The 19137-nt window shown below is 45.1% G+C and carries 21 protein-coding genes; 8 read left to right on the top strand and 13 right to left on the bottom strand.

What is annotated here, in order from left to right:
• Positions 1-3: 3 nt before the first annotated feature.
• The 6 genes from F8R13_RS03565 to F8R13_RS03540 form a co-directional block, all read right to left on the bottom strand.
• Positions 4-3093, bottom strand: coding sequence for an efflux RND transporter permease subunit (locus tag F8R13_RS03565; protein ID WP_152831922.1), 3090 nt, complete (start codon positions 3091-3093; stop codon positions 4-6).
• Between the two features lie 2 nt (positions 3094-3095).
• Entirely contained in the window at positions 3096-4292 is a 1197-nt protein-coding gene (locus F8R13_RS03560) for an efflux RND transporter periplasmic adaptor subunit (RefSeq protein ID WP_152831921.1), read from the bottom strand.
• Positions 4289-5548 (bottom strand): TolC family protein, encoded by a 1260-nt coding sequence (locus F8R13_RS03555; protein ID WP_152831920.1) that lies wholly within the window; start codon positions 5546-5548, stop codon positions 4289-4291. The genes F8R13_RS03560 and F8R13_RS03555 overlap by 4 nt, the downstream gene beginning before the upstream one ends.
• Before the next feature lie 136 nt (positions 5549-5684).
• A complete protein-coding gene (locus tag F8R13_RS03550) occupies positions 5685-7037 on the bottom strand; it encodes a sensor histidine kinase (RefSeq protein ID WP_152831919.1) in 1353 nt (450 codons plus the stop codon).
• Entirely contained in the window at positions 7034-7729 is a 696-nt protein-coding gene (locus F8R13_RS03545) for a response regulator transcription factor (RefSeq protein ID WP_152831918.1), read from the bottom strand. The genes F8R13_RS03550 and F8R13_RS03545 overlap by 4 nt, the downstream gene beginning before the upstream one ends.
• An 86-nt stretch (positions 7730-7815) precedes the next feature.
• On the bottom strand, positions 7816-8298 hold the full coding sequence (locus tag F8R13_RS03540) for a peptidylprolyl isomerase (protein WP_152831917.1): 483 nt from the start codon (positions 8296-8298) through the stop codon (positions 7816-7818).
• Between the two features lie 71 nt (positions 8299-8369).
• On the opposite strand from F8R13_RS03540, the gene F8R13_RS03535 reads away from it, so the two are divergent.
• Positions 8370-8786: a CopD family protein gene (locus F8R13_RS03535; RefSeq protein ID WP_152831916.1), complete on the top strand. Its 417-nt coding sequence runs from the start codon at positions 8370-8372 to the stop codon at positions 8784-8786.
• 432 nt (positions 8787-9218) lie between these two features.
• Here F8R13_RS03535 and F8R13_RS03530 read toward each other — a convergent pair whose 3' ends face one another.
• Genes F8R13_RS03530 through exbB form a run of 3 tightly spaced genes read right to left on the bottom strand, consistent with a single transcriptional unit; the run spans position 9219 to position 10891 of the window.
• A complete protein-coding gene (locus F8R13_RS03530; RefSeq protein WP_152831915.1) occupies positions 9219-10061 on the bottom strand; it encodes an energy transducer TonB in 843 nt (280 codons plus the stop codon).
• Position 10062: 1 nt separating this feature from the next.
• Positions 10063-10449, bottom strand: coding sequence for a biopolymer transporter ExbD (locus F8R13_RS03525; RefSeq protein WP_152831914.1), 387 nt, complete (start codon positions 10447-10449; stop codon positions 10063-10065).
• A complete protein-coding gene (exbB, locus tag F8R13_RS03520) occupies positions 10436-10891 on the bottom strand; it encodes a TonB-system energizer ExbB (protein WP_152831913.1) in 456 nt (151 codons plus the stop codon). The genes F8R13_RS03525 and exbB overlap by 14 nt, the downstream gene beginning before the upstream one ends.
• A gap of 315 nt (positions 10892-11206) precedes the next feature.
• Here exbB and rimO point away from each other — a divergent pair, with 315 nt between their 5' ends.
• The 3 genes from rimO (at position 11207) to F8R13_RS03505 (ending at position 13967) form a co-directional block, all read left to right on the top strand.
• A complete protein-coding gene (rimO, locus tag F8R13_RS03515; protein ID WP_152831912.1) occupies positions 11207-12583 on the top strand; it encodes a 30S ribosomal protein S12 methylthiotransferase RimO in 1377 nt (458 codons plus the stop codon).
• 163 nt (positions 12584-12746) lie between these two features.
• Entirely contained in the window at positions 12747-13397 is a 651-nt protein-coding gene (locus tag F8R13_RS03510) for a peroxiredoxin (protein ID WP_152831911.1), read from the top strand.
• 75 nt (positions 13398-13472) lie between these two features.
• Positions 13473-13967: a hypothetical protein gene (locus F8R13_RS03505; protein ID WP_152831910.1), complete on the top strand. Its 495-nt coding sequence runs from the start codon at positions 13473-13475 to the stop codon at positions 13965-13967.
• On the opposite strand, the gene F8R13_RS03500 is transcribed toward F8R13_RS03505, so the two are convergent.
• Genes F8R13_RS03500 through F8R13_RS03490 form a run of 3 tightly spaced genes read right to left on the bottom strand, consistent with a single transcriptional unit; the run spans position 13957 to position 15309 of the window.
• Positions 13957-14409 (bottom strand): EVE domain-containing protein, encoded by a 453-nt coding sequence (locus F8R13_RS03500; protein WP_152831909.1) that lies wholly within the window; start codon positions 14407-14409, stop codon positions 13957-13959. The two genes, F8R13_RS03505 and F8R13_RS03500, sit on opposite strands and share 11 nt — an antisense overlap.
• Positions 14410-14417: 8 nt before the next feature.
• On the bottom strand, positions 14418-14897 hold the full coding sequence (locus F8R13_RS03495) for a MarR family winged helix-turn-helix transcriptional regulator (RefSeq protein WP_152831908.1): 480 nt from the start codon (positions 14895-14897) through the stop codon (positions 14418-14420).
• Entirely contained in the window at positions 14890-15309 is a 420-nt protein-coding gene (locus F8R13_RS03490) for an SRPBCC family protein (RefSeq protein ID WP_152831907.1), read from the bottom strand. Before F8R13_RS03490 ends, F8R13_RS03495 begins: the two co-directional genes overlap by 8 nt.
• A 121-nt stretch (positions 15310-15430) precedes the next feature.
• Between F8R13_RS03490 and F8R13_RS03485 the strand changes: the two genes are divergently transcribed.
• The 3 genes from F8R13_RS03485 (at position 15431) to F8R13_RS03475 (ending at position 17761) form a co-directional block, all read left to right on the top strand.
• Positions 15431-15937 (top strand): DNA-deoxyinosine glycosylase, encoded by a 507-nt coding sequence (locus F8R13_RS03485; RefSeq protein WP_152831906.1) that lies wholly within the window; start codon positions 15431-15433, stop codon positions 15935-15937.
• Positions 15938-16011: 74 nt separating this feature from the next.
• Positions 16012-17490 (top strand): tRNA 5-hydroxyuridine modification protein YegQ, encoded by a 1479-nt coding sequence (gene yegQ, locus F8R13_RS03480; protein ID WP_152831905.1) that lies wholly within the window; start codon positions 16012-16014, stop codon positions 17488-17490.
• A gap of 13 nt (positions 17491-17503) precedes the next feature.
• Complete coding sequence (locus tag F8R13_RS03475) at positions 17504-17761, top strand: YfhL family 4Fe-4S dicluster ferredoxin (RefSeq protein ID WP_152831904.1); 258 nt, start codon at positions 17504-17506, stop codon at positions 17759-17761.
• A 101-nt stretch (positions 17762-17862) separates the two neighbouring features.
• Here F8R13_RS03475 and F8R13_RS03470 read toward each other — a convergent pair whose 3' ends face one another.
• The gene (locus F8R13_RS03470) at positions 17863-18291 is read right to left on the bottom strand and encodes a gamma-glutamylcyclotransferase family protein (RefSeq protein ID WP_152831903.1); all 429 of its coding nucleotides are present in this window, start codon (positions 18289-18291) and stop codon (positions 17863-17865) included.
• Between the two features lie 163 nt (positions 18292-18454).
• Here F8R13_RS03470 and F8R13_RS03465 point away from each other — a divergent pair, with 163 nt between their 5' ends.
• A complete protein-coding gene (locus F8R13_RS03465; protein WP_253806312.1) occupies positions 18455-19024 on the top strand; it encodes a DsrE family protein in 570 nt (189 codons plus the stop codon).
• Positions 19025-19137 lie beyond the last annotated feature (113 nt).

Below are 19137 nucleotides of genomic sequence, written 5' to 3'. Positions count from 1 at the left end.
GACTTACTCCTGTTCTTTATTGGAGGCGGATTTGGCAGAAAGTGATCTCAAGCCGAAACGTTGATAGATGATCGGTAAGATCAACAGTGTCAATAGGGTGGATGAAATCAAGCCACCGATAACAACAATCGCCAAAGGTTTTTGAATTTCAGAACCCGGACCGGTTGCGAAGACCAACGGAACCAGACCCAATGCCGCGATGGATGCGGTCATCAAAACGGGTCTTAAACGTCTCAATGCGCCTTCAACCACGATGGTTTTAGCATCATCGATTTTCGCAGCCAGTTGGTTAAAGTAGCTGATCATCACCACACCGTTCAATACCGCGATACCCAGTAGGGCGATAAACCCGACCGATGCCGGCACTGATAAGTATTGCCCTGTCATCCAAAGCGCGAGGATGCCACCAATCAATGCGAAAGGCACGTTGGTTAGAACCATGACCGCCTGAGAAACAGATTGAAAGGTACTGAACAGGATAATGAAAATCAACACCAATGCAATCGGAACAACCACAGCAAGTTTCGCCGCGGCACGTTGTTGGTTTTCAAACTGTCCACCCCACTCAAAGTAATAACCGGGAGGAAGTGTCACTTGTTTGGCGACTTGTTTGGCTTCTTCTACGAAGCTGACCAAGTCACGTCCGGTCACGTTGGCAACCACAGTTGAGAAGCGTTTGCTCTGCTCACGTTTGATGGCAACAGGCCCTTCAACTTCTTCAGCATTCACCAACTGTCCAAGTTGCACGCTTTCGCCATTCGGCAGGGCGATAGGCTGTTTCAACATTTCCAGCTTGGAGGATTTATAGGCATCCGGTCCACGAATAATCAATGGGATTTGGCGAATGCCTTCATAAATAATGCCGACAGGCAAGCCGTTGACCTGCACGCGCAAAATGTCCTGAACTTGTTCGACAGTTAAACCAAGTCTTCCCGCCATGACGCGGTTTACGGTCAGTTTCAGATAACGTAGCCCGTCGTTTTGCGGCGTATAGACATCTGTTGCACCTGGAATTTTCTTCACTAGGTTGACGAGTTGTTCTGCCGCTTGGTTAAGGGTTTGGGTATCGTCACCGAAGATTTTGATGGCGACGTCACCACGCGCACCCGTCAACATTTCATCAACACGCATCTGAATAGGTTGCGTGAAGGCGAAGTTGAAGCCAGGGAAGTTCTCTTCCATGACACGACGGATTTCCTCAATCAGTTCGTCTTTGGTTTTGACGCGCCATTCGGATTTCGGTTTCAACACCAAGAAAGTATCGGTATCGTTCAAGCCCATCGGATCAAGTCCCAGCTCGTCGGAACCGACACGGCCCACGATGCGCTTAACTTCAGGAACCTGTTTCATGATTTCACGTTGAATGCGCAAATCCAATTTAACGGTTTCTTTCAAGCCGATAGAAGGGATCTTCTCAACCTGAAGGATAATGCCGCCTTCATCCATGGTCGGCATAAAGGTCTTACCGACTTGGGTATAAACCACACCAGCAATGACCAGCGCACCGATGGCGGAACCTATCACGATTCGGTCATGTATCAAACTCCACTCCAGAACCGGACGGTAGAAATTCGACAACTTACGAATCAACCAAGGCTCTTTATGTGAAGGTTTGCCTAGAATGAAAGATGCCAAAGTCGGAATCACCGTCAAAGATAGAATCAGCGAGCTACCAAGGGCAAAGATAATCGTCAGGGCAACCGGAACGAACAGCTTGCCTTCGAGACCAGTGAGTGTCAATAAAGGTAGGAATACCGTCATGATAATCAAGATGCCTGATACCACCGGAATGGAGACTTCCTGCAATGCACGGTAAATCAAATGCAGTTTAGGCAGGTTGGCCTTGTCTTTTTCCTGCATGGTGACGATGTTTTCAACCACCACCACGGCGGCATCCACCAGCATACCGACGGCAATCGCCAACCCTCCCAATGACATGAGGTTGGCAGACAAACCAAAGATATTCATCAGAATAAAGGTCATCAATGCCGCCATCGGCAGAATCAACGACACGGTAATGGCGGCTCTTAAGTTACCAAGGAAAACGACCAGTACCAATACCACCAGTACAACCGCTTCCATCAAAGCGCTGGATACAGTAGAGATGGCTTTGTCCACCAGCGCGCTTCGGTTGTAGAAGACACTTAGAGAAATGCCTTTTGGCAAAGAAGGCTTCAGTTCATCCAGACGATTTTGAACAGACTCCACCACCTGTTTGGCGTTGGCACCGCGTAGTGCGATAACCAAGCCTTCTACGGCTTCATGTTTACCGCTATCGGTTACCGCGCCATTACGATAAAGGGAATCGATTTTGACTTTGGCGACATCTTTTACTTTGACCGGATAGCCGTTTTGGTAAGCGACAACGGTGTTTTCAATGTCTTTCACTGACGTCAGGTTACCTTGTGTTCTCACCAGCAAGACTTCCTCGCCTTGGTTCAAACGACCGGCACCATCGTTTCGGTTGTTGGCTTTCACCGCAGAAATCAGCTTTTCCAAAGGAATCTTGTAGGCTTGTAACTTAGTGAAGTTCGGTTCAACACTATATACCTTAACCTCACCACCCAGTGAGTTGACGTCTGCAACTCCTTGTACCGAGCGCAGAGCAGGGCGGATAACCCAATCCAATAGGCTTCGCTTCTCTTGGTTGTTCAAGGTGTTACCATCAATGGTGAACATGAAGATGTCACTCAAAGGCGTCGATAGCGGTGAGATACCACCTGTCACGCCATCAGGCAAAGAAATACCATTGAGCTTTTCCGCCACCTGTTGGCGAGCCCAGTAAATATCGGTGCCTTCTTTGAAGTCGATGGTGATATCCGCAATCGAGTATTTTGCCAGCGAACGCAACAGTTTTTGGTTCGGCAAGCCGAGCATTTCCATTTCGATTGGCGCGATAATGCGTTGTTCCACTTCGGAAGGCGTCATCCCCGGTGCTTTGAAAATCATTTTGACCTGAGTAGGGGAAACGTCAGGGAAGGCATCAATCGGTGTATTTTTAAAGGCGACCCAGCCACCGGCGGTAAGGGCGAAGATAATCAACACCACCATCATGCGTTGGGTCAGAAAAAACTGAATCAATCGGGATAGCATGATTATTCTTCTCCGTTTGAAGGTTCACTAGCGGAAAGCAGGGCGGCTTTCACCGCAGAAGTGCTTTGTGAGACGATTTGTTGCGCATCGTCAATAGGTTGTTTGGTTTTAAAGACCATCACGCCGTCTTGCTGTAATAGCACTTGAATCGGCTGCACAGTGATTTGGCGCTGGTGCATCAAGAAAACGACATCATGCCCATCATAATTGCCGATAGCCGAACCGGGTGCCTGATAAACATAGTCGCCATCAGCGACTTCATTGACGAATTCAATTTGCATCAATTCTCCTGGATGGATTTTCCCTTCTTCATTGTTGAAGCGATTATGAATCTCGACCGATTGAGTCATCGGATCAATGAAGCTCGAAATGTGGGCGACAATGCCTTTCGAGATGATTTCACCACGGGTTGTCAGCGCAAGGGAGGTCATGCCTTCGCTGACTTGTGACAGTTGCGAAGCAGGTAGTCTCACGTCAATAACGATTGGGTCGACGATACCAATGGAAATCAATGTTTGGTTAGCGGTCAAGCGCTCACCGACCTTGATTTTAAGATTGAAAAGTTCACCCGTTACCGGCGCAGGCACCTGGATGATGGCCGGTTGCTGTTTTCTGGTCTTTTCCAGTTTTTCAATAGCGGTTTCCGCCATGCCCATCAACGTCAGGTCTTGTCGTTGTTGGCGTTTGATTTGCGACAGCTTGTTGACGTCTGCTTGTGCTTGTTGCTTGTTTTTGACCGAGACCACACCGTTTTGCGTCAGTTTCATTGCACGTGCAAGATTGTTCTGTGCAGTCGACAAGTCCGATAGGGTGTTCAGATAGTTTTTCTGTGCATTCAGCAACTCTGGGCTGAGGATTTCCGCAATCACTTCGCCTTGCTTGATTGGACCATGCACGTGATCAATTTTTGTTACCAAGCCAGAAATAGGCGTCGTCACCAAGTGGGTTTGGCTAAGTGGCACCACCGCTTCCGCAGGGTAGGTTTCACTAGGGTATTGGTGGATTCTTTTCACCGGTGCGGTGGCAATGCCCAAAGTGGTGATTTGTTGACTGGAAAAAACCAAAGGCTCAGCCGCATGTGACGCCATCGGCGCCATACCGAGAGATACCAGCAGCAAAGAAGCTCTTAGGTGACGGTTCAATGCGTCTGTGTTGAATTTAGATGAAATCTTCATGGATGGGGTTTGCAGCGCGCTCATTGTAGGCTAACTCCCTGTGCTTGGTTATAGTCTGAAAGTGATTGTTGTGTGTTTAACTGGCTGAGACGATAGTTCAGTTCGTTGTCATAAAGCTGTTGTGTGGCTTGAAGCAAGATCTGAATGGAAGTTTCTCCTTGCTGGTAAGCCTGTTTGGCAAGTAAGACGCTTTGGCTGGAAAGGTCAAATTGAGACTTTGCCAACGTTTGTGTCTGCTGTGCTTGTTGTAAACGGGTTTCGGCATTACGACGGTCAATGGCAATCTGCTGTTTTGCTTTAGCTAATGCAATATCGGCATTCACCTTGTTTTGGTTTTGTTCTGAAACCGCAATGGCACTTTGTTTGTTAACGCCCAGAGGAAAGCTGATTTGCGCAATCAACATCGTGTTGTCCGACATTTGGTGGCTTTTTTCTGTTTTGGAGCCCAAATAAAGATTCGGATTTTGTTTTTGGCTGTATTTGGTCAGTTGCAGTTTTTCAGCCTCTATGGATTGAAGGCTTTGCAGGAAAGCTATGTCAGGGTGTTCCGCTAGAGGTAAGGATTGTTCATGTTCGGCAAAGGTTTTAGGCAATTGCTCGCTCCCTGTCCAAGTTGAATAGGCGTTCAAGGCGATACGATAATCCTGTTCAGCAAGTGTCAGTTGTTTCATGGCGTTAAGTGTGACTTGCTGCGCCATCAATAAGTCCATTTTTGGGTTTTCGCCCGCATCGACACGCTGTTTGACCAATTGCTCCAAAGCTTGCGCTTGTTGGTGGCTTTTTTGGCGATAGGCAAGGGTTGTTTCCGCCTTTTTCAACTGCCAGACCAAGTTGCGTATCTTGCCGGAAGCCATCAGTGCCAAGCGTGCAGTTTGCGCACTTTGCAAAGAGCGATAGTCTTCTGAGAGCTGTTGTTTAGCGCCACTCTGACCCGGTAACCAGATAGGGAAAGCCGCACCGACTTCCCAGGATTGATAGCCCTGATTGCCGGTCATGCCATCATTCTCATGGCGAACGACCAAATCCACATCGCCGGCAATCCATGAGTCAGCGGCATTGCCGTTGGCTTGTGTCAACTGTTGCAATGCCTGCTTTTTCTCTTGTTCGGGAAGTTGGGTTTTGACGTGCTCCAACAATTGTTGAAGACTTGGCGCCACTTGATTGGTGCTTTCTGCCGCCATTGTCAAAGAACCGAATGATGACATGGCCACGAAGGATGCAATCAACAAAGGTTTCTTTAGAGCGGTTCCAAAGTTAGGGATCGTGCTGATACTTTTCATATGCTTTCCATAAAAAGTGAATTTATCGCTTTAATTCGATGACGATGGCTTATTGAATCAAAGCGGTTTTTTAATACTTATGTCTAAGCTTAGAAAAGGAAACTGAATTGAACCTTAAAAAAGATTAAAAAGTTGTTCAGTCGTTATCCAGATTAAAAGAGAGAGTGACGGACAAACCGCCTAGTTCGGAGAGTTGAAAATCAATATTGCCGCGGTAAGCTGAGACGATTTGTTTGACGATGGACAGCCCGATACCATGCCCGGGTTGCTCTTCATCTAAACGGAAACCTCGTTGTTGAATTTGTTCAACGGCTTCTGGAGGAACGCCTGTGCCATCATCTTCAACTTGAATGGTTAATTGCTTGTCACTGCCGTTTAGAGTCAAGCGCACATGATGGTTTCCGTATTTACAGGCATTATCGATAAGATTGCCCAGCAATTCGAAACCATCCTCTTTCTCCAAAGGAAGTTGTTTTTGTTCGGTGTTGTCGATGACTTCAATATGACGTTGAGGATAAAGCTGCGCGAATGAGCTGAGCAAATCTTCCAAATCGCTTGGTGAAGCATCAGGTGTGTTTTGTACCTTGAGGGAAAAGGGAATCATCGAAATCATGCCAGAGGCCAACCTGGCGGATTTTAGCTCCCGCTCAATCAAACGCAGGATTTTTTGCGATTGTTCCGACAGTGTTTTTTGTAGTTCCGGGTAATCTGTGAGAATCGGGCTGTCTGAGATTTGAAAGATGATATTCAATGGCGTTTTCAAACTATGCGCGAGGTTTGCATTGGATTGACGGGATTTTTCCAATAGCGCAGTGGCACTGGATACCGCTTGGTTCAAACTTTCAATCAAACTGGAAACTTCGGTTGGATAGTCTTCTGGTTTGAGCTTGACGGCCTTACCCTTATGCAATGCTTGTAATGCGGTATTGATAGGCGTTAAGCGGTTAAATCCGTTCTGCAATAGATAGCGTTGCAATAGATAAAGTGTTATCAGGCTGAGCAAAGTCAGTACCGCAAAAACGATATCGAACAAATGAATCATATGTTGAATCGGACTATGATCTTCAGCAACGTAGAGTGTAAGCGTTTCACCATGGAACTCGCTTTGGTAAGCGCGTACGAGCACCGTTTGTTTATTCGGTCCCAATGTCTCATAAACTTCCGGGTTACGATGGATTGGTTTTAGGTAAAGCGGATAGCCTTCGAGAGATGGGGATGTTAGCGTACGTAGCGAAACTTTAGCCACAAAGTAATGACCTGAGTCTTTACGTGAATAAATCGGGTTGATGTTATTGAGGTTGATGGTCAAACGATCCGGTTCGACTTTTAAATGCTCGGTAATGGAGTCATTGTCGTGATGGAGACGCGTGAGCACATAATCTTCCGTCAGGTGATGAATGCTGAAAACCGAAATCATCCAGAACACCACGAAGATAATGAGCAGGCTGACAAATAGCGAGATATTGAGGCTTTTTTCAATTGACTTCATGATGTAGTGGCCTCGTTATCATTAGTGGTGTTTTCTGGCAAAACAAAACGATAACCTTGTCCGCGTAAAGTCTCAATGCTTGGCTTACCGAAATAATGGCGCAGTTTGCTGATATAGACCTCTATCACATTGCTTTCGCGGTCATAGTGCTGATCCGTCACTTGTTGTAATAAAGTGTCTTTGGCAAACACTTTATTCGGTTGGCTCATCAATAATCGAGCTAAGCCAAACTCGGTTTTGGTTAGGGCGTGATTTGCCTCGGGGGTTTTGAGTTCACGTGTGTTGAGGTTTAACTCAAAAGGGCCAGCCTGAAGCGTGTCGTCAATTCGATTGTGTGGACGCTTCAATAAGACTTCAATGCGAGCGAGCAACTCCTCGAAATGAAAAGGTTTGCCTAGATAGTCGTCTGCGCCTTTTTTCAACCCTTCAACCCGTTCTTGCCACGAATTACGTGCGGTGAGAATCAATACAGGGGTTGTGTTTCCCATGTCACGGATTTCGGATAACACGGTCAAACCGGGTTTTTTGGGTAGCCCTAAATCGAGAATGATAACGTCGTAGTCGTATTCTTGAATAAGATAGGTAGCTTGATCGCCGTCGGTTGCGGTATCGACAATAAAATCAGCTTGTTCCAGCTGGGTTTGCAAATGATTAACCAACCAAAGTTCGTCTTCTACGAGTAGCAGTTTCATGGCGTAATCATCATTTTATAAAGAGAGGTTTTGCGGGAAAGACAACACCTTTCAAACGTCTGGCCTGAAAGGTGTGGAGAGAGCAATTAGTGGTGGTGACCGCCATCGCCATGTGCGTGACCGTGCTCGATTTCTTCGTCAGTCGCATCACGAACACCGGTAACTTCAACTTCAAATGTCAAATCCTGACCAGCAAGAGGGTGGTTACCATCAACCGTAACGTGTTCGTCGAAAATTTCTGTAATCACCACTGAGTGCACACCGTGCTCTGACTGCGCTTCAAAACGCATGCCGACTTCCAAGTTCTCAACACCTTGGAACATGGATTTTGGAACGTCAGATTGAATCAAATGCGGTTCGATTTCACCATAGGCTTCTGCAGCTTTGACGGTGGTTGTGAACTTATCGCCGACAGTTTTGCCTTCTAATTCGTTTTCCAAACCAGGAATCAGGTTCGAGTATCCGTGAAGATAAGCCAGTGGCTGACCATTCGAGGCGTCAATCACATTTCCATCTTTATCCGTAAGGGTATAGTTGAAAAGACCGACCGTGTTTTTTTCGATTTTCATGACAGATTCCTGTTTTGCTTTTTTTAAAATAGGTATCATACAAAATTCAAAAAGCAATTAGGAGAAAACTGATGTTGTGGCTGAAAACCTTTCATATTTTATTTGTCATGTCTTGGATGGCGGGTATTTTTTATTTGCCGCGTATCTTTGTGCATTTTGTTGAAGGGCAGGCAGCCGGTGAGCAGGTGACTCGTTTGGCGATCATGGGGCAGAAGTTGTATCGCTTTATGACGATTATGATGATGTTGGCGATAGGAACGGGTATTTGGCTATGGATCGCCTATTTTCCAGGTGCGACAGGGTGGATCCATGCCAAGGTGACTTTGGTGGTTTTGATGCTGGTTTATCACTTGTGGACCAAGCGTCGTGTGAAAGAAATGCAGGAAGGTCATTTGGATCATTCTGGCGTTTACTACCGTTGGGCAAATGAGATTCCATTAGTGCTGACAATTGGTATTTTGATTTTGGTTGTTCTTAAACCTTTCTAATAAAATCAATTTCTTACAAAAAGGTTTTAAATCTTTTTAAAGCCTTTTTGCTTTTAAAATGCAAAATTAACCCTCAAATTAGCAGCCCAAACTTCATTGGCAAGATTCGGTGCAATCGTTGAATCATGAAACGGATTTTTGAAGTATTGTACGGAGGGCGTCAGCTTCTATCGTTTTGTCAAAAGGGTGTTGATAGATAGCTGTCGCGTAAGCATGAAGCTCTAACGGGGAGGGTACTTTGGTTTGTGCTTGCACATCTATAGATAAAGCTAAAATCGATACTAAAAAACACGGTATTTATCAAAGGTTAAAATACCATTATTAATGCAAATCAAAGTGTCATTGAGAATGGCATTTATCTTTTGGTTGTGCTGATTGATAGTAGCCCGTCTTTTCATATAGGTTTTATTTTAGAAAAAGAAGGGGGTAGCGTTAACGAAGGAAGTAGCTAATAGGAACACTGATTTCCCAGCTATTTCGGGTAATTTCTTTAGGGAAGGGTTTGTAGTGCATCTGCATTTCATCAGTGAAAATGGTCATGGCAGCATCGTTGAACATATCGCGCAAATCCGGCTTAGAGACTCTTACATCCGTAATGTCACCATTGTGGTGAAGGGTGAAGCTGATTTGCACACTGCCTTCCCAATGGCGACGCTTAGCCATAAAAGGATAGGTGTTTTGGGCATAGCGTGATAAAGCCTCTTGTAACTCTGCAAGGTATACCTTTTCTGCTTTAGCTTGTTGTGCCGGCGACACGCCAGATGAGCGTTGTTTGGTCATGGTTTGCGCTTGACTCACTGGAGGCGCAGGTGTTTTCTGTACCGGCTTTTCAACAGGTTTAGTTATTGTCTTTTGTGGTTCTATTTTAGCTGGTTCAATGTGCTTCACTGGAGTTGGTTTGACCACCTTTTTGACAGGCACAGGTTTTGGAATGACTTTTTTAATAGGTTTGTGCACAGGCACTTTTTTCACAACTTCCTTTTTCAGCTTGTGTACTGGTTTGACAGGAGTAGGTTGAACCTTTTGTACCGGTTTAGCGACAGGTTTTACCTTAGGCGTTGGTGGTGCAACGGAGAACATGCTCGCACTAATGGCTACCTGCTTTAAATTCGATTTTTGTTCGGTGCTATGGGCAACGTGCTGAAAGGATACATAAAACGCACCGACAACAGCAGAGTAAAGCACCAACGTAATCGCAAATGCTTTCTGGCTGTTGGAAAGCGAAAGTGTCGGGGTGTGATAGCTGTAGTACATGTCTGATGTCGCTGTTGTCATGTTAATCCGTCGCTTTATCGGTAAGGAACGTGAGTCGATTCAGGTGATTCGTTTTTAGAATATCCACCAACTCGACCACTTTGCCGAAAGTTGCCTGGCGATCGACCTTAATGACAATGTCTGATTTGTGGTCAATCTTAGCCGCTTCAGTTTTGAAATCCTCAAAGCTAATCCGCTTATCTTCCAAAAACAGCGTTCCTTTATCGTTAATTGCCAAATGTTTGGTCGGGTTATCTGTCGGTTGATAGGACGATGTGCTTTGTGTGTTAGGCAAATCCAGTTTCAGAGAATCGTGCACAATAAAGCTTGCGGTTGTCAGTACAATCGCCAGCAACACCAACATAACGTCGATGAGTGGAATGACATTGATGGAATCAAACTTTTTCATGTGCGGACTTTTCTGCCAAAAAATCCCGATGAGCTCGGAATTTTGCTTGTTGAACTTCGACTTTTCGCATTAACGCGTTGTAGGCAACAATGCTTGGAATCGCTAGTGCGATACCACCTGCGGTGGCTTTCAGTGCCAATGCAAGGCCGACCATGATTTGCCCAGTGTCGATGGTTTTTGTCGTCCCCAAATCAAAGAAAGTGATCAAAATCCCCAGTACGGTTCCCAATAAGCCAACGTAAGGGGCGTTTGCACCCACGGTGGAGATATAAGTCAGATTCTTGGTTAGGTCAATGGTCAGTAGATCGAAGTGATCATAGTCTGAGACATTCACTTGTCTGAAAAAAAGAAGGCGTTCGATAATGAACCATGTTGCGATAAAGGCCATTAGGCCCAATATGGAGAAAACACTGAAGTCCAGATAATGCTTAAGAATGTCCATGAAAATGTCTTTGTTAGTATTGAAATGAGAATCATTATATTTTGAAAATGAATTGCGTGCAAGACTCGTTTGCAAAAAAAATGATAGAAAACGCCAAACAGGCAGTGCAACTCAAAGCGCTCAGAATATCATATATAAATTGTAGGGTTAATCACCACTCAGATAAAAGCAAAATTTATTGAAGAATAATTGAAAAGCACCGGCAAGCAATCCCAAAAATATCAAGACAAATTGAGTAAAATAGACGCAGTTTTTTATTGACGGTTATCAGAGCAAAACGGCAACCGGAATACAGTTTTAAGAAAAGAGAGTTTTATGTCGCAATCACAACCTACGGTCGGTATCGTCAGCTTAGGCTGCCCTAAAGCTACGGTCGATTCGGAACGCATTTTGACGCAATTAAAAGCAGAAGGGTATCACCTGACAAACAGTTATCAAGATGCCGATACCGTTATCGTTAATACCTGCGGGTTCATCGACAGTGCCGTACAGGAATCGTTGGATACCATTGGCGAGGCATTGGCTGAGAACGGTAAAGTTATCGTTACCGGTTGCTTGGGCGGCAAAGAAGACAATCAAATCAAAGAAATTCATCCTAAGGTATTGGCGGTTTCCGGCCCGGCTGCCTATGAAGAGGTGTTGACTGCCGTTCATAATGTGATTGCGCCACCGCAACACAACCCATTTGTGGATTTGGTTCCCCCTCAAGGTATTAAGCTCACCCCAAAACACTATGCTTATCTGAAAATATCTGAAGGTTGTAACCACCGTTGTACCTTCTGTATTATTCCGTCCATGCGAGGTGATCTCGTCAGTCGACCTGTGTCGGATGTCATTGCCGAAGCCAAGCGCTTGAAAGAAGCCGGTGTGAAAGAGTTGTTGGTGGTGTCACAGGACACAGCGGCTTATGGTGTGGATGTGAAATACAAAACCGAGTTTGCCGATGGCCGTCCTACCAAAACTTCAATGGTTGGCTTGTCTGAAGCGCTTGGTGAATTGGGCGGGGTGGATGAGTTCTGGGTGCGTTTGCATTATGTTTACCCTTATCCGAATGTAGAGGATGTCATTCCTTTGATGGCGGAAGGGAAAATCCTGCCTTATCTGGATATGCCATTGCAGCATGCGCACCCGCGTGTGCTTAAAGCGATGAAACGCCCAGGGAATGTCGAAAAGACTCTGGAACGTATCCAAAAGTGGCGTGAGCAAGTACCAGACCTGACCATTCGCTCGACTTTTATTGTTGGCTTCCCGGGCGAAACGGAAGAAGAGTTCCAAACCCTGTTGGATTTCATTGCAGAAGCAAGGCTGGATAGAGTCGGGTGCTTCCAATACTCTCCTGTTGAAGGTGCTGTGGCGAATGACTTGGCAGAACAAGTGCCGGATGACGTTAAACAAGACCGTTTTGATCGCTTTATGCAACTACAGCAACAAATCAGTGCCGAGAAGATGCAAGCCAAAATCGGCAAGCGCATCCAAGTACTGGTGGATGAGGTTGATGAAGAGGGCGCGATTGCGCGCTCAAGAGCGGATGCGCCTGAGATTGATGGATTGGTTTTCATCCCTGACGGGCACCACCTCAATCCTGGTGAGTTTGTCGAGGTTGAAGTCTTTGCTGCGGACGAATATGATTTGTGGGCGAACCCTATTGGAGACTTTGTGCCGCAGGAAACGTCATTTATTGAGCTAGGCTAAATGTTCTTATGATAGTTTTTGGCTATCAAAAATTCAAAAACATTTAATTGGATACTCTGTTTTTAAATCGATATAGTACATCCATGCATTAACAAAACGAATGCATAGATAAATAAAATTTATTATTGGTGATTAGTACGACTTAAAAACAGGAGACTCCAAAATGGAAAACCAATCTCAAGTTATCGCTCTACCTCGTTTGAATGAAAAAGCACCGGCTTTCAATGCGGTGACAACCCACGGCCGCAAGTCGCTTGAAGACTACAAAGGCAAGTGGTTAATCCTTTTCTCTCATCCAGCTGATTTTACGCCAGTTTGTACCACCGAATTTATGGCATTCCAAGCGCGTAAGCCTCAGTTCGATGCGTTGAACTGCGAACTTTTGGGTCTTTCAATCGACTCTCATCACTCTCACATCGCATGGGAGTTGAACATCAAAGAAAAATTTGGTGTGGAAATTGAGTTCCCAATCATTGCCGACCTTGATATGAAAGTTGCGACAACTTACGGCATGATTCATCCAGGTGCGGCAGATACTTCAGCGGTACGTGCGACTTTCATCATTGATGACAAAGGTGTGTTGCGCGCAATGATGTATTACCCAATGAGCAACGGTCGCTCTATGGATGAGTTTGTGCGTCTTGTCAAAGCCATGCAAACCTCCGATGAGCATGGTGTGGCGACTCCTGAAGGTTGGCAGCCAGGAGATAAGGTTATTGTTCCTCCAGCGGCGACCGCAGAAGAAGCCAAAGCCAGAATGGCATCGGGTGAATATGAGTGTGTTGATTTCTACTTCTGTAAGAAATCAATCTAACCATTTCATCAATACTTTAAAGATAGGCCGTCAGGTATTATCACTGGCGGCTTAGCCTTTATTTGGAGAATTAAAATGATGTTCAAACGCTCTATTTTTAAACCACTTCTCATGCTCACACTTGTATTTGGCCTGTTTGGTGCGGCTTATGCCGACAAACCGGATGCTGTGCAACTGACTGCACACGAATTCAAAAACCAATGGGACAAACCTGCAAAGCTTGATGCTTCTGTTCAATGGGTGATTTTCTCACACCACAAAGATGGTAACGAATGGGTTAGAGATGCACTAAATGAATTGGGTATCAAAAACCTGGAAGAACGTCATTGGCTTTATGTTGCGGATATTTCTGGTATGCCAAGCTTGATTACCAAAATCTTTGCACTGCCAAAAATGCGTAAATATGATTTCCCAATCGCCTTGTCCTATGACGAAGTGAACACTCAAAACTGGCCGGAAAAAGAAGATACGGTTTCCGTCTACAAGCTGGATAATCTAAAAATTGTTGAATCAAAAACCTTTCCAAGCAAAGTCGCTTTGGAGGACTTTTTGATGACAATCACTCCCTAAGATCAAGATTTGACTCGGAAACTGGTGTTGCGCGCATCAGACCGGCAATCAACTCGAAATCTTCTTTAGGGATTTCAAAATGCCCGAATCGAAATTTGTAACCCCATTTTTTCGGGTCGTCTATAAATAGCAGGCGAGGGATAAGAGGCCGGATGGGAGTTGGTTTGCAAGGGGTGATAAAGGCTACGTTACGACGAAAGGGGATAAACCCAGGAAACATTTCAAAAGGATACACTTCACTCTCTGAGATTTGCCCAAGTGCGGTAAAGCGTTGACAGGGTTCATTTCCGTTAAAAGTTTCTTTGGGCGAGTAGTATATAATCCAGTCTCCGGGCATCATGCGTTTGAGCGGGGTGGCTTTGCCGTGGCAGAGTTGGCAAAAACCACCTTTCACGCCTTTTTCGACATGATCTCTTGAAGCGACGCCTATCCAATATCGCATTGCTGTTCCTAGTCTTTGTCTTTATTTGCGTTAATTAAATGCAATGACGATGCCATAAATTGTTTGAGTTCTTCCGTCGGCAATCGACTGAAAAACTGTTCGTCGATGTTTTCAACCGCCATGATGGCATTTTGGATGTTTTCAGCACCTTTTGGGGTTAGTCTGACTTCCACCGCGCGACTATCTTGTTCTGAAGCGATGCGTCTCACCCAGCCAGCTGATTCCAGTTGACGTATCGCTTTGGACAAGGTCATTTTGTCGATTTTGGTGTGCGTGCTAAGGTGCTGTTGGGTGCTTGGTTGATGGTTTTGCGTCAGCCATTTCAATGAAGCGAGTAGAGCAAACTGAGTTTGCGTGATCGAAAATGCCTTTAAGCAATCATGAACTTCTTTTTGCCACAAAGTGGTGAGTCGCCATAGCACAAACCCTGGGCTTTGGTCTGCTGTTTTGTATTTAAAACCGGAAGAATCGTTGGGTTGTTCAGACATCAGAAGCTCGTTTGATTAATTGTTCAGTTTGAGCGGGCATTTTGTCAGCGATTTTCTCACCTAGGATTCTTCGCCATAAAAAAGCCAGCGGGCCGTTTAAACGGATGCTGGAGGTGATTTCAATACCAGTTCCGATTTGCTTGAATTGATGGTGGCCTAACATTTTAGCTAAGGGCAAGCGTGTCAAGTCAGTAAAGCTTTGGTGTGGTTCTACTTCAACGAGTTCAATTTTAACTGGGGATTTTCCTTTCGGTTTGAGTAAAAAGTGATTTCCAGCTTCAAACTTGCCTTCGAGTTTTGCATAGTCCAAGCCGGGTTGCCACTCTCCCCAATGGTTGATATCTGACCAAACTCGCCAGAGTTGTTCAATAGTGACATTTTGAGTGATTACTTGGTGTGCTTTTTCCCACATGGTTTGATCCTCTTTTGTGTAGTTTTAATAATTGTAAACCAGTTTACTATTTATCGTCAACGTTATGTTGAGTGAGAAAAATCTGCCAGGTTGGGGGGAGACTTCGTTATAAAATAGCGTGATGTTTAAATGTAACGGTTTTGACCCCATACTTTCTAATCATCCTAAATGCATGATACTAGGCACCATGCCGAGTGTCGCTTCCTTGGAAGAGTCCTTTTACTATGCGCATCCGCGCAATGGCTTTTGGCCAATACTATCCGATTACTTTAAGCAGCCGATTGAAACAGTCGAGCAGAAAATCGCGCTCTGCAAACAAGGCGGTATTTTGCTTTGGGATGTGCTCTCAAGTTGTGAACGACAGGGGAGCTTGGATTCTGCTATCAAGCAACCCGAAGCCAATGATTTTGAAGTCTTGTTTAAAAATTATCCTGATTTAAAAGTGGTTCTATTCAATGGTAAAGCAGCTCAAAATCTGTTTGAAAAACAGGTGATGAAAAAGCAAACTTTACCTAGTGATTTGATTTTCTTTTCGCTGCCTTCAACCAGCCCTGCGAATGCCCAATTAACCTTTGAAAACAAAAGGGTTTTATGGCATGAAACACTTGAGCAAGTGTTATCCAAATAAAGTAAAATACCCGGTTATCTAGTCGGAAATTATTCCGAATTCACTTTTACATCATTTTATTAAAGGACTTTGCCTTGAAAGCAGAAAACTTTAAACCCGAACTTTTGTCGCCTGCCGGCACTTATAAAAACATGGAATACGCCTTTGCGTACGGTGCGGATGCGGTTTATGCCGGTCAGCCACGCTACAGCCTGCGTGTTCGTAATAACGAGTTTGATGAAGCCACCTTGGAAAAAGGTATCAAGCGTGCGCATGAGTTGGGGAAAAAGTTTTATGTGGTGAGTAACATCGCGGCGCATAACTCGAAAATCAAAACCTATATGCGTGACATCGCGCCAATTATCGCGATGAAGCCGGATGCGTTGATTATGTCCGATCCGGGGCTGATTGCGATGGTGCGTGCGGAATATCCTGAACAGGAAATTCATTTGTCAGTGCAATCGAATGCAGTGAATTGGGCAACCGTAAAGTTCTGGTATGACCAAGGCATTAGTCGTGTGGTGTTGTCTCGCGAATTGTCGATTCAGGAAATCCGTGAAATCGGTGAAGCCGTGCCGGGCATGGAGCTGGAAGTATTTGTTCACGGTGCTTTGTGTATCGCTTACTCTGGGCGTTGTTTGCTGTCTGGTTATATCAACAAGCGTGATGCCAACCAAGGGACTTGCACCAACGCTTGCCGTTGGAACTACAACACTTATGAAGGTAAAGAAGACGAGTCAGGTGACATCGTTGGGATTCCGGTCGAGAAAATCGGCAATATCACCGATTTGACGGGGGATGCAGTTGCCACTCATGAAGCAGAAGATTTCAATGAACCGACCTTAGGCTTAGGTGAAACGACTGATACAGTGATGTTGTTGGAAGAAGAAGGGCGTCCGGGTGAATATATGCCTGCGTTTGAGGACGAGCATGGTACTTACATCATGAACTCGAAAGACCTTCGGGCAGTGGAATTGATTCCTGAATTGGTCGATATGGGTGTAGATTCGTTGAAAATTGAAGGGCGCACCAAGTCTCACTACTATGTGGCGCGTACCGCGCAGGTGTATCGTAAAGCGATTGACGATGCGGCAGAAGGCAAACCTTTTGACACCAATTTGTTGGCAGATTTGGAAAGCCTGGCAAGCCGTGGTTATACCGAAGGTTTCTTGCGTCGTCATGTGCACTCTGAATATCAAAACTACGAGTATGGTGTATCCAAGTCAGATCGTCAGCGTTTTGTTGGCGAAGTAGTGGATGTGCTCGAGCGTGATGGCAAAAGCTTCTTGGAAATCGACGTGAAAAACAAATTCTGCGTGGGGGATTCCATTGAAATCATGACGCCTGCGGGTAATGTGACAATGGTGTTGCCTGAAATGCGTGATCAGCATGACAAAGACATTGAAGCGGCATTAGGTTCCGGCTGGGTTGCACGTATTCCAAACCCATTCAAGAATATCGATATTGATACCTTGAAGTTCGGTTTGATTATGCGTAACGAAGCTTGGGGCGGTGACGCCAAGCGCGATGCTGCAGCGAAGATGCAAAAAGAACAGCAAGCAGCTCAGGTTTGATTCGGGAAGTCACATGGCGTTAAAAATTCTTGAAGGCTGTACAAATTGCGATATGTGCGAGCCTGAGTGCCCGAACCAAGCAATCTACTATGGCGAGAAAATCTACGAAATCAATCCTGATTTATGTACGGAGTGTGTTGGTTATTACGACACACCAACCTGTGTGAGCGTCTGCCCGGTGGATTGCATTATCACCGATCCGAACCGGGTTGAAGATCAGGAAACTTTGCTTAAGAAGTTTGAGCATCTGGTACTGACGGACAAGATTTAACCATTCCGCTTACAGCGTTATTTATCTTTAAAATCTGCCAGGTTGGGGGAGTGCATGATTACCCCCAACCTGGCAGATTTTTTTGTTTTAGGGTGTTGTAACTAAGGTGATTTGTTCAAGCCTTCTTGGTGAAGAAAACGCAGCAGTAGGTTTTGTTCAAAATGACTGACATCCCATTCGGTATCTTGAATTTGATGCAAAAATTCTGGCTTAAATAGATACACCTCGACCTCTATTTTATTTCCTTCTGGCGTGAGCAGCTTTTCAGTGCGCCGTTGGTACTCTTCACCTTCAAATGCGTCTAGAGCAATTTGGTCTTCAGCAGCAACATCAAAATACACTTTACCTTGAACCACATTTTCGGCATGAGCGGGAATGAGTGCTGGGTAATCTTTCTGGTGAACTTGGCGTCGGGCATAGCCGGATAACCATGCATGACAAGAGGTGTAATCGCCTTTTACAACACGAGACCAGACTTCCGGGAACATGAGTGAGCCATAGGTGAATATGTGTTTGGGTGTGTCGTTCATGGTGTGATTCCAAACAAATGAAATAAAATGACATAAGGTGATCTTACATAAGGTGATCTTACATAAGGCTATCTTAATGTATTCGCGCAAAGAATCTAAGCTAATTAAAATAGAAATGAGGCCTGTTGGTTATAAGTCTATCCAGTATAGGCGGGAGGTGGTTATGAAACGTTCTATGGGATTGTTAAGTGTGTTTGGCGTGCTCAGCCTAGCATTGATGTCTCTTTCTTTCAGCGCTTATGGTGACGATAAATCTTTACCAGAGGTCGCTCCCGTGGTGGCAAAAATTCTTGCTATGCAGCACCAACCTGATGGGGTGGTGTTTGATATCGAAACACTGGATGAAAACGCGTTGCCAAGGTTTGCGCCTTATGTCAGTAAGCAAATCCAGCTGATCCGTAAAAAGTTCCCTGATGTCGATATCGCAGTGGTGACGCATGGTGCCGAAGAGTTTGCGCTGCAAAAAAAAGAAGAGGCGAAAAATCACAAACTGCATGACTTGTTCAATCAAATGGTTAAGGATGAAGGAGTGAGTGTGCATGTGTGCGGTGCGGTCGCCGGGTTAAAACAGCTTACTCAAGAAGATTTTCCTGACTTTGTGAGTTTTTCTACTTCCGGCATGGCACAGTTGAATGACTATAAAGCCTTGGGCTATACCGTGGTGCCGATTCGTCAGTTGAACAAGCAGCAACGCGACGAGTTGTTTGAGCACCCAAGCAAATACTTAAAGTAGCAAGTCTTTTAAAGTCACTTTGGATGCATGATATTTGATGTAGGGCAACTATCCAAGCTTTATACAAAAATACATTCTTAAATCTCTGTGAATCTACCGTCACAACGGTTGAC

Source organism: Hydrogenovibrio sp. JE_KL2, assembly GCF_009296185.1.
Lineage (GTDB): Bacteria > Pseudomonadota > Gammaproteobacteria > Thiomicrospirales > Thiomicrospiraceae > Hydrogenovibrio.
Note: the sequence above shows the minus strand (reverse complement) of the source record. Positions and strands in the feature narration are given on the sequence as shown.

What these genes read in the sequence shown, in the direction of transcription:
- F8R13_RS03565 (WP_152831922.1), bottom strand. Translation starts at nt 3,093, where the DNA reads ATGCTATCCCGATTGATTCAGTTTTTTCTGACCCAACGCATGATGGTG.
- F8R13_RS03560 (WP_152831921.1), bottom strand. Translation starts at nt 4,292, where the DNA reads ATGAGCGCGCTGCAAACCCCATCCATGAAGATTTCATCTAAATTCAAC.
- F8R13_RS03555 (WP_152831920.1), bottom strand. Translation starts at nt 5,548, where the DNA reads ATGAAAAGTATCAGCACGATCCCTAACTTTGGAACCGCTCTAAAGAAA.
- F8R13_RS03550 (WP_152831919.1), bottom strand. Translation starts at nt 7,037, where the DNA reads ATGAAGTCAATTGAAAAAAGCCTCAATATCTCGCTATTTGTCAGCCTG.
- F8R13_RS03545 (WP_152831918.1), bottom strand. Translation starts at nt 7,729, where the DNA reads ATGAAACTGCTACTCGTAGAAGACGAACTTTGGTTGGTTAATCATTTG.
- F8R13_RS03540 (WP_152831917.1), bottom strand. Translation starts at nt 8,298, where the DNA reads ATGAAAATCGAAAAAAACACGGTCGGTCTTTTCAACTATACCCTTACG.
- F8R13_RS03535 (WP_152831916.1), top strand. Translation starts at nt 8,370, where the DNA reads ATGTTGTGGCTGAAAACCTTTCATATTTTATTTGTCATGTCTTGGATG.
- F8R13_RS03530 (WP_152831915.1), bottom strand. Translation starts at nt 10,061, where the DNA reads ATGACAACAGCGACATCAGACATGTACTACAGCTATCACACCCCGACA.
- F8R13_RS03525 (WP_152831914.1), bottom strand. Translation starts at nt 10,449, where the DNA reads ATGAAAAAGTTTGATTCCATCAATGTCATTCCACTCATCGACGTTATG.
- exbB (WP_152831913.1), bottom strand. Translation starts at nt 10,891, where the DNA reads ATGGACATTCTTAAGCATTATCTGGACTTCAGTGTTTTCTCCATATTG.
- rimO (WP_152831912.1), top strand. Translation starts at nt 11,207, where the DNA reads ATGTCGCAATCACAACCTACGGTCGGTATCGTCAGCTTAGGCTGCCCT.
- F8R13_RS03510 (WP_152831911.1), top strand. Translation starts at nt 12,747, where the DNA reads ATGGAAAACCAATCTCAAGTTATCGCTCTACCTCGTTTGAATGAAAAA.
- F8R13_RS03505 (WP_152831910.1), top strand. Translation starts at nt 13,473, where the DNA reads ATGATGTTCAAACGCTCTATTTTTAAACCACTTCTCATGCTCACACTT.
- F8R13_RS03500 (WP_152831909.1), bottom strand. Translation starts at nt 14,409, where the DNA reads ATGCGATATTGGATAGGCGTCGCTTCAAGAGATCATGTCGAAAAAGGC.
- F8R13_RS03495 (WP_152831908.1), bottom strand. Translation starts at nt 14,897, where the DNA reads ATGTCTGAACAACCCAACGATTCTTCCGGTTTTAAATACAAAACAGCA.
- F8R13_RS03490 (WP_152831907.1), bottom strand. Translation starts at nt 15,309, where the DNA reads ATGTGGGAAAAAGCACACCAAGTAATCACTCAAAATGTCACTATTGAA.
- F8R13_RS03485 (WP_152831906.1), top strand. Translation starts at nt 15,431, where the DNA reads ATGTTTAAATGTAACGGTTTTGACCCCATACTTTCTAATCATCCTAAA.
- F8R13_RS03475 (WP_152831904.1), top strand. Translation starts at nt 17,504, where the DNA reads ATGGCGTTAAAAATTCTTGAAGGCTGTACAAATTGCGATATGTGCGAG.
- F8R13_RS03470 (WP_152831903.1), bottom strand. Translation starts at nt 18,291, where the DNA reads ATGAACGACACACCCAAACACATATTCACCTATGGCTCACTCATGTTC.
- F8R13_RS03465 (WP_253806312.1), top strand. Translation starts at nt 18,455, where the DNA reads ATGAAACGTTCTATGGGATTGTTAAGTGTGTTTGGCGTGCTCAGCCTA.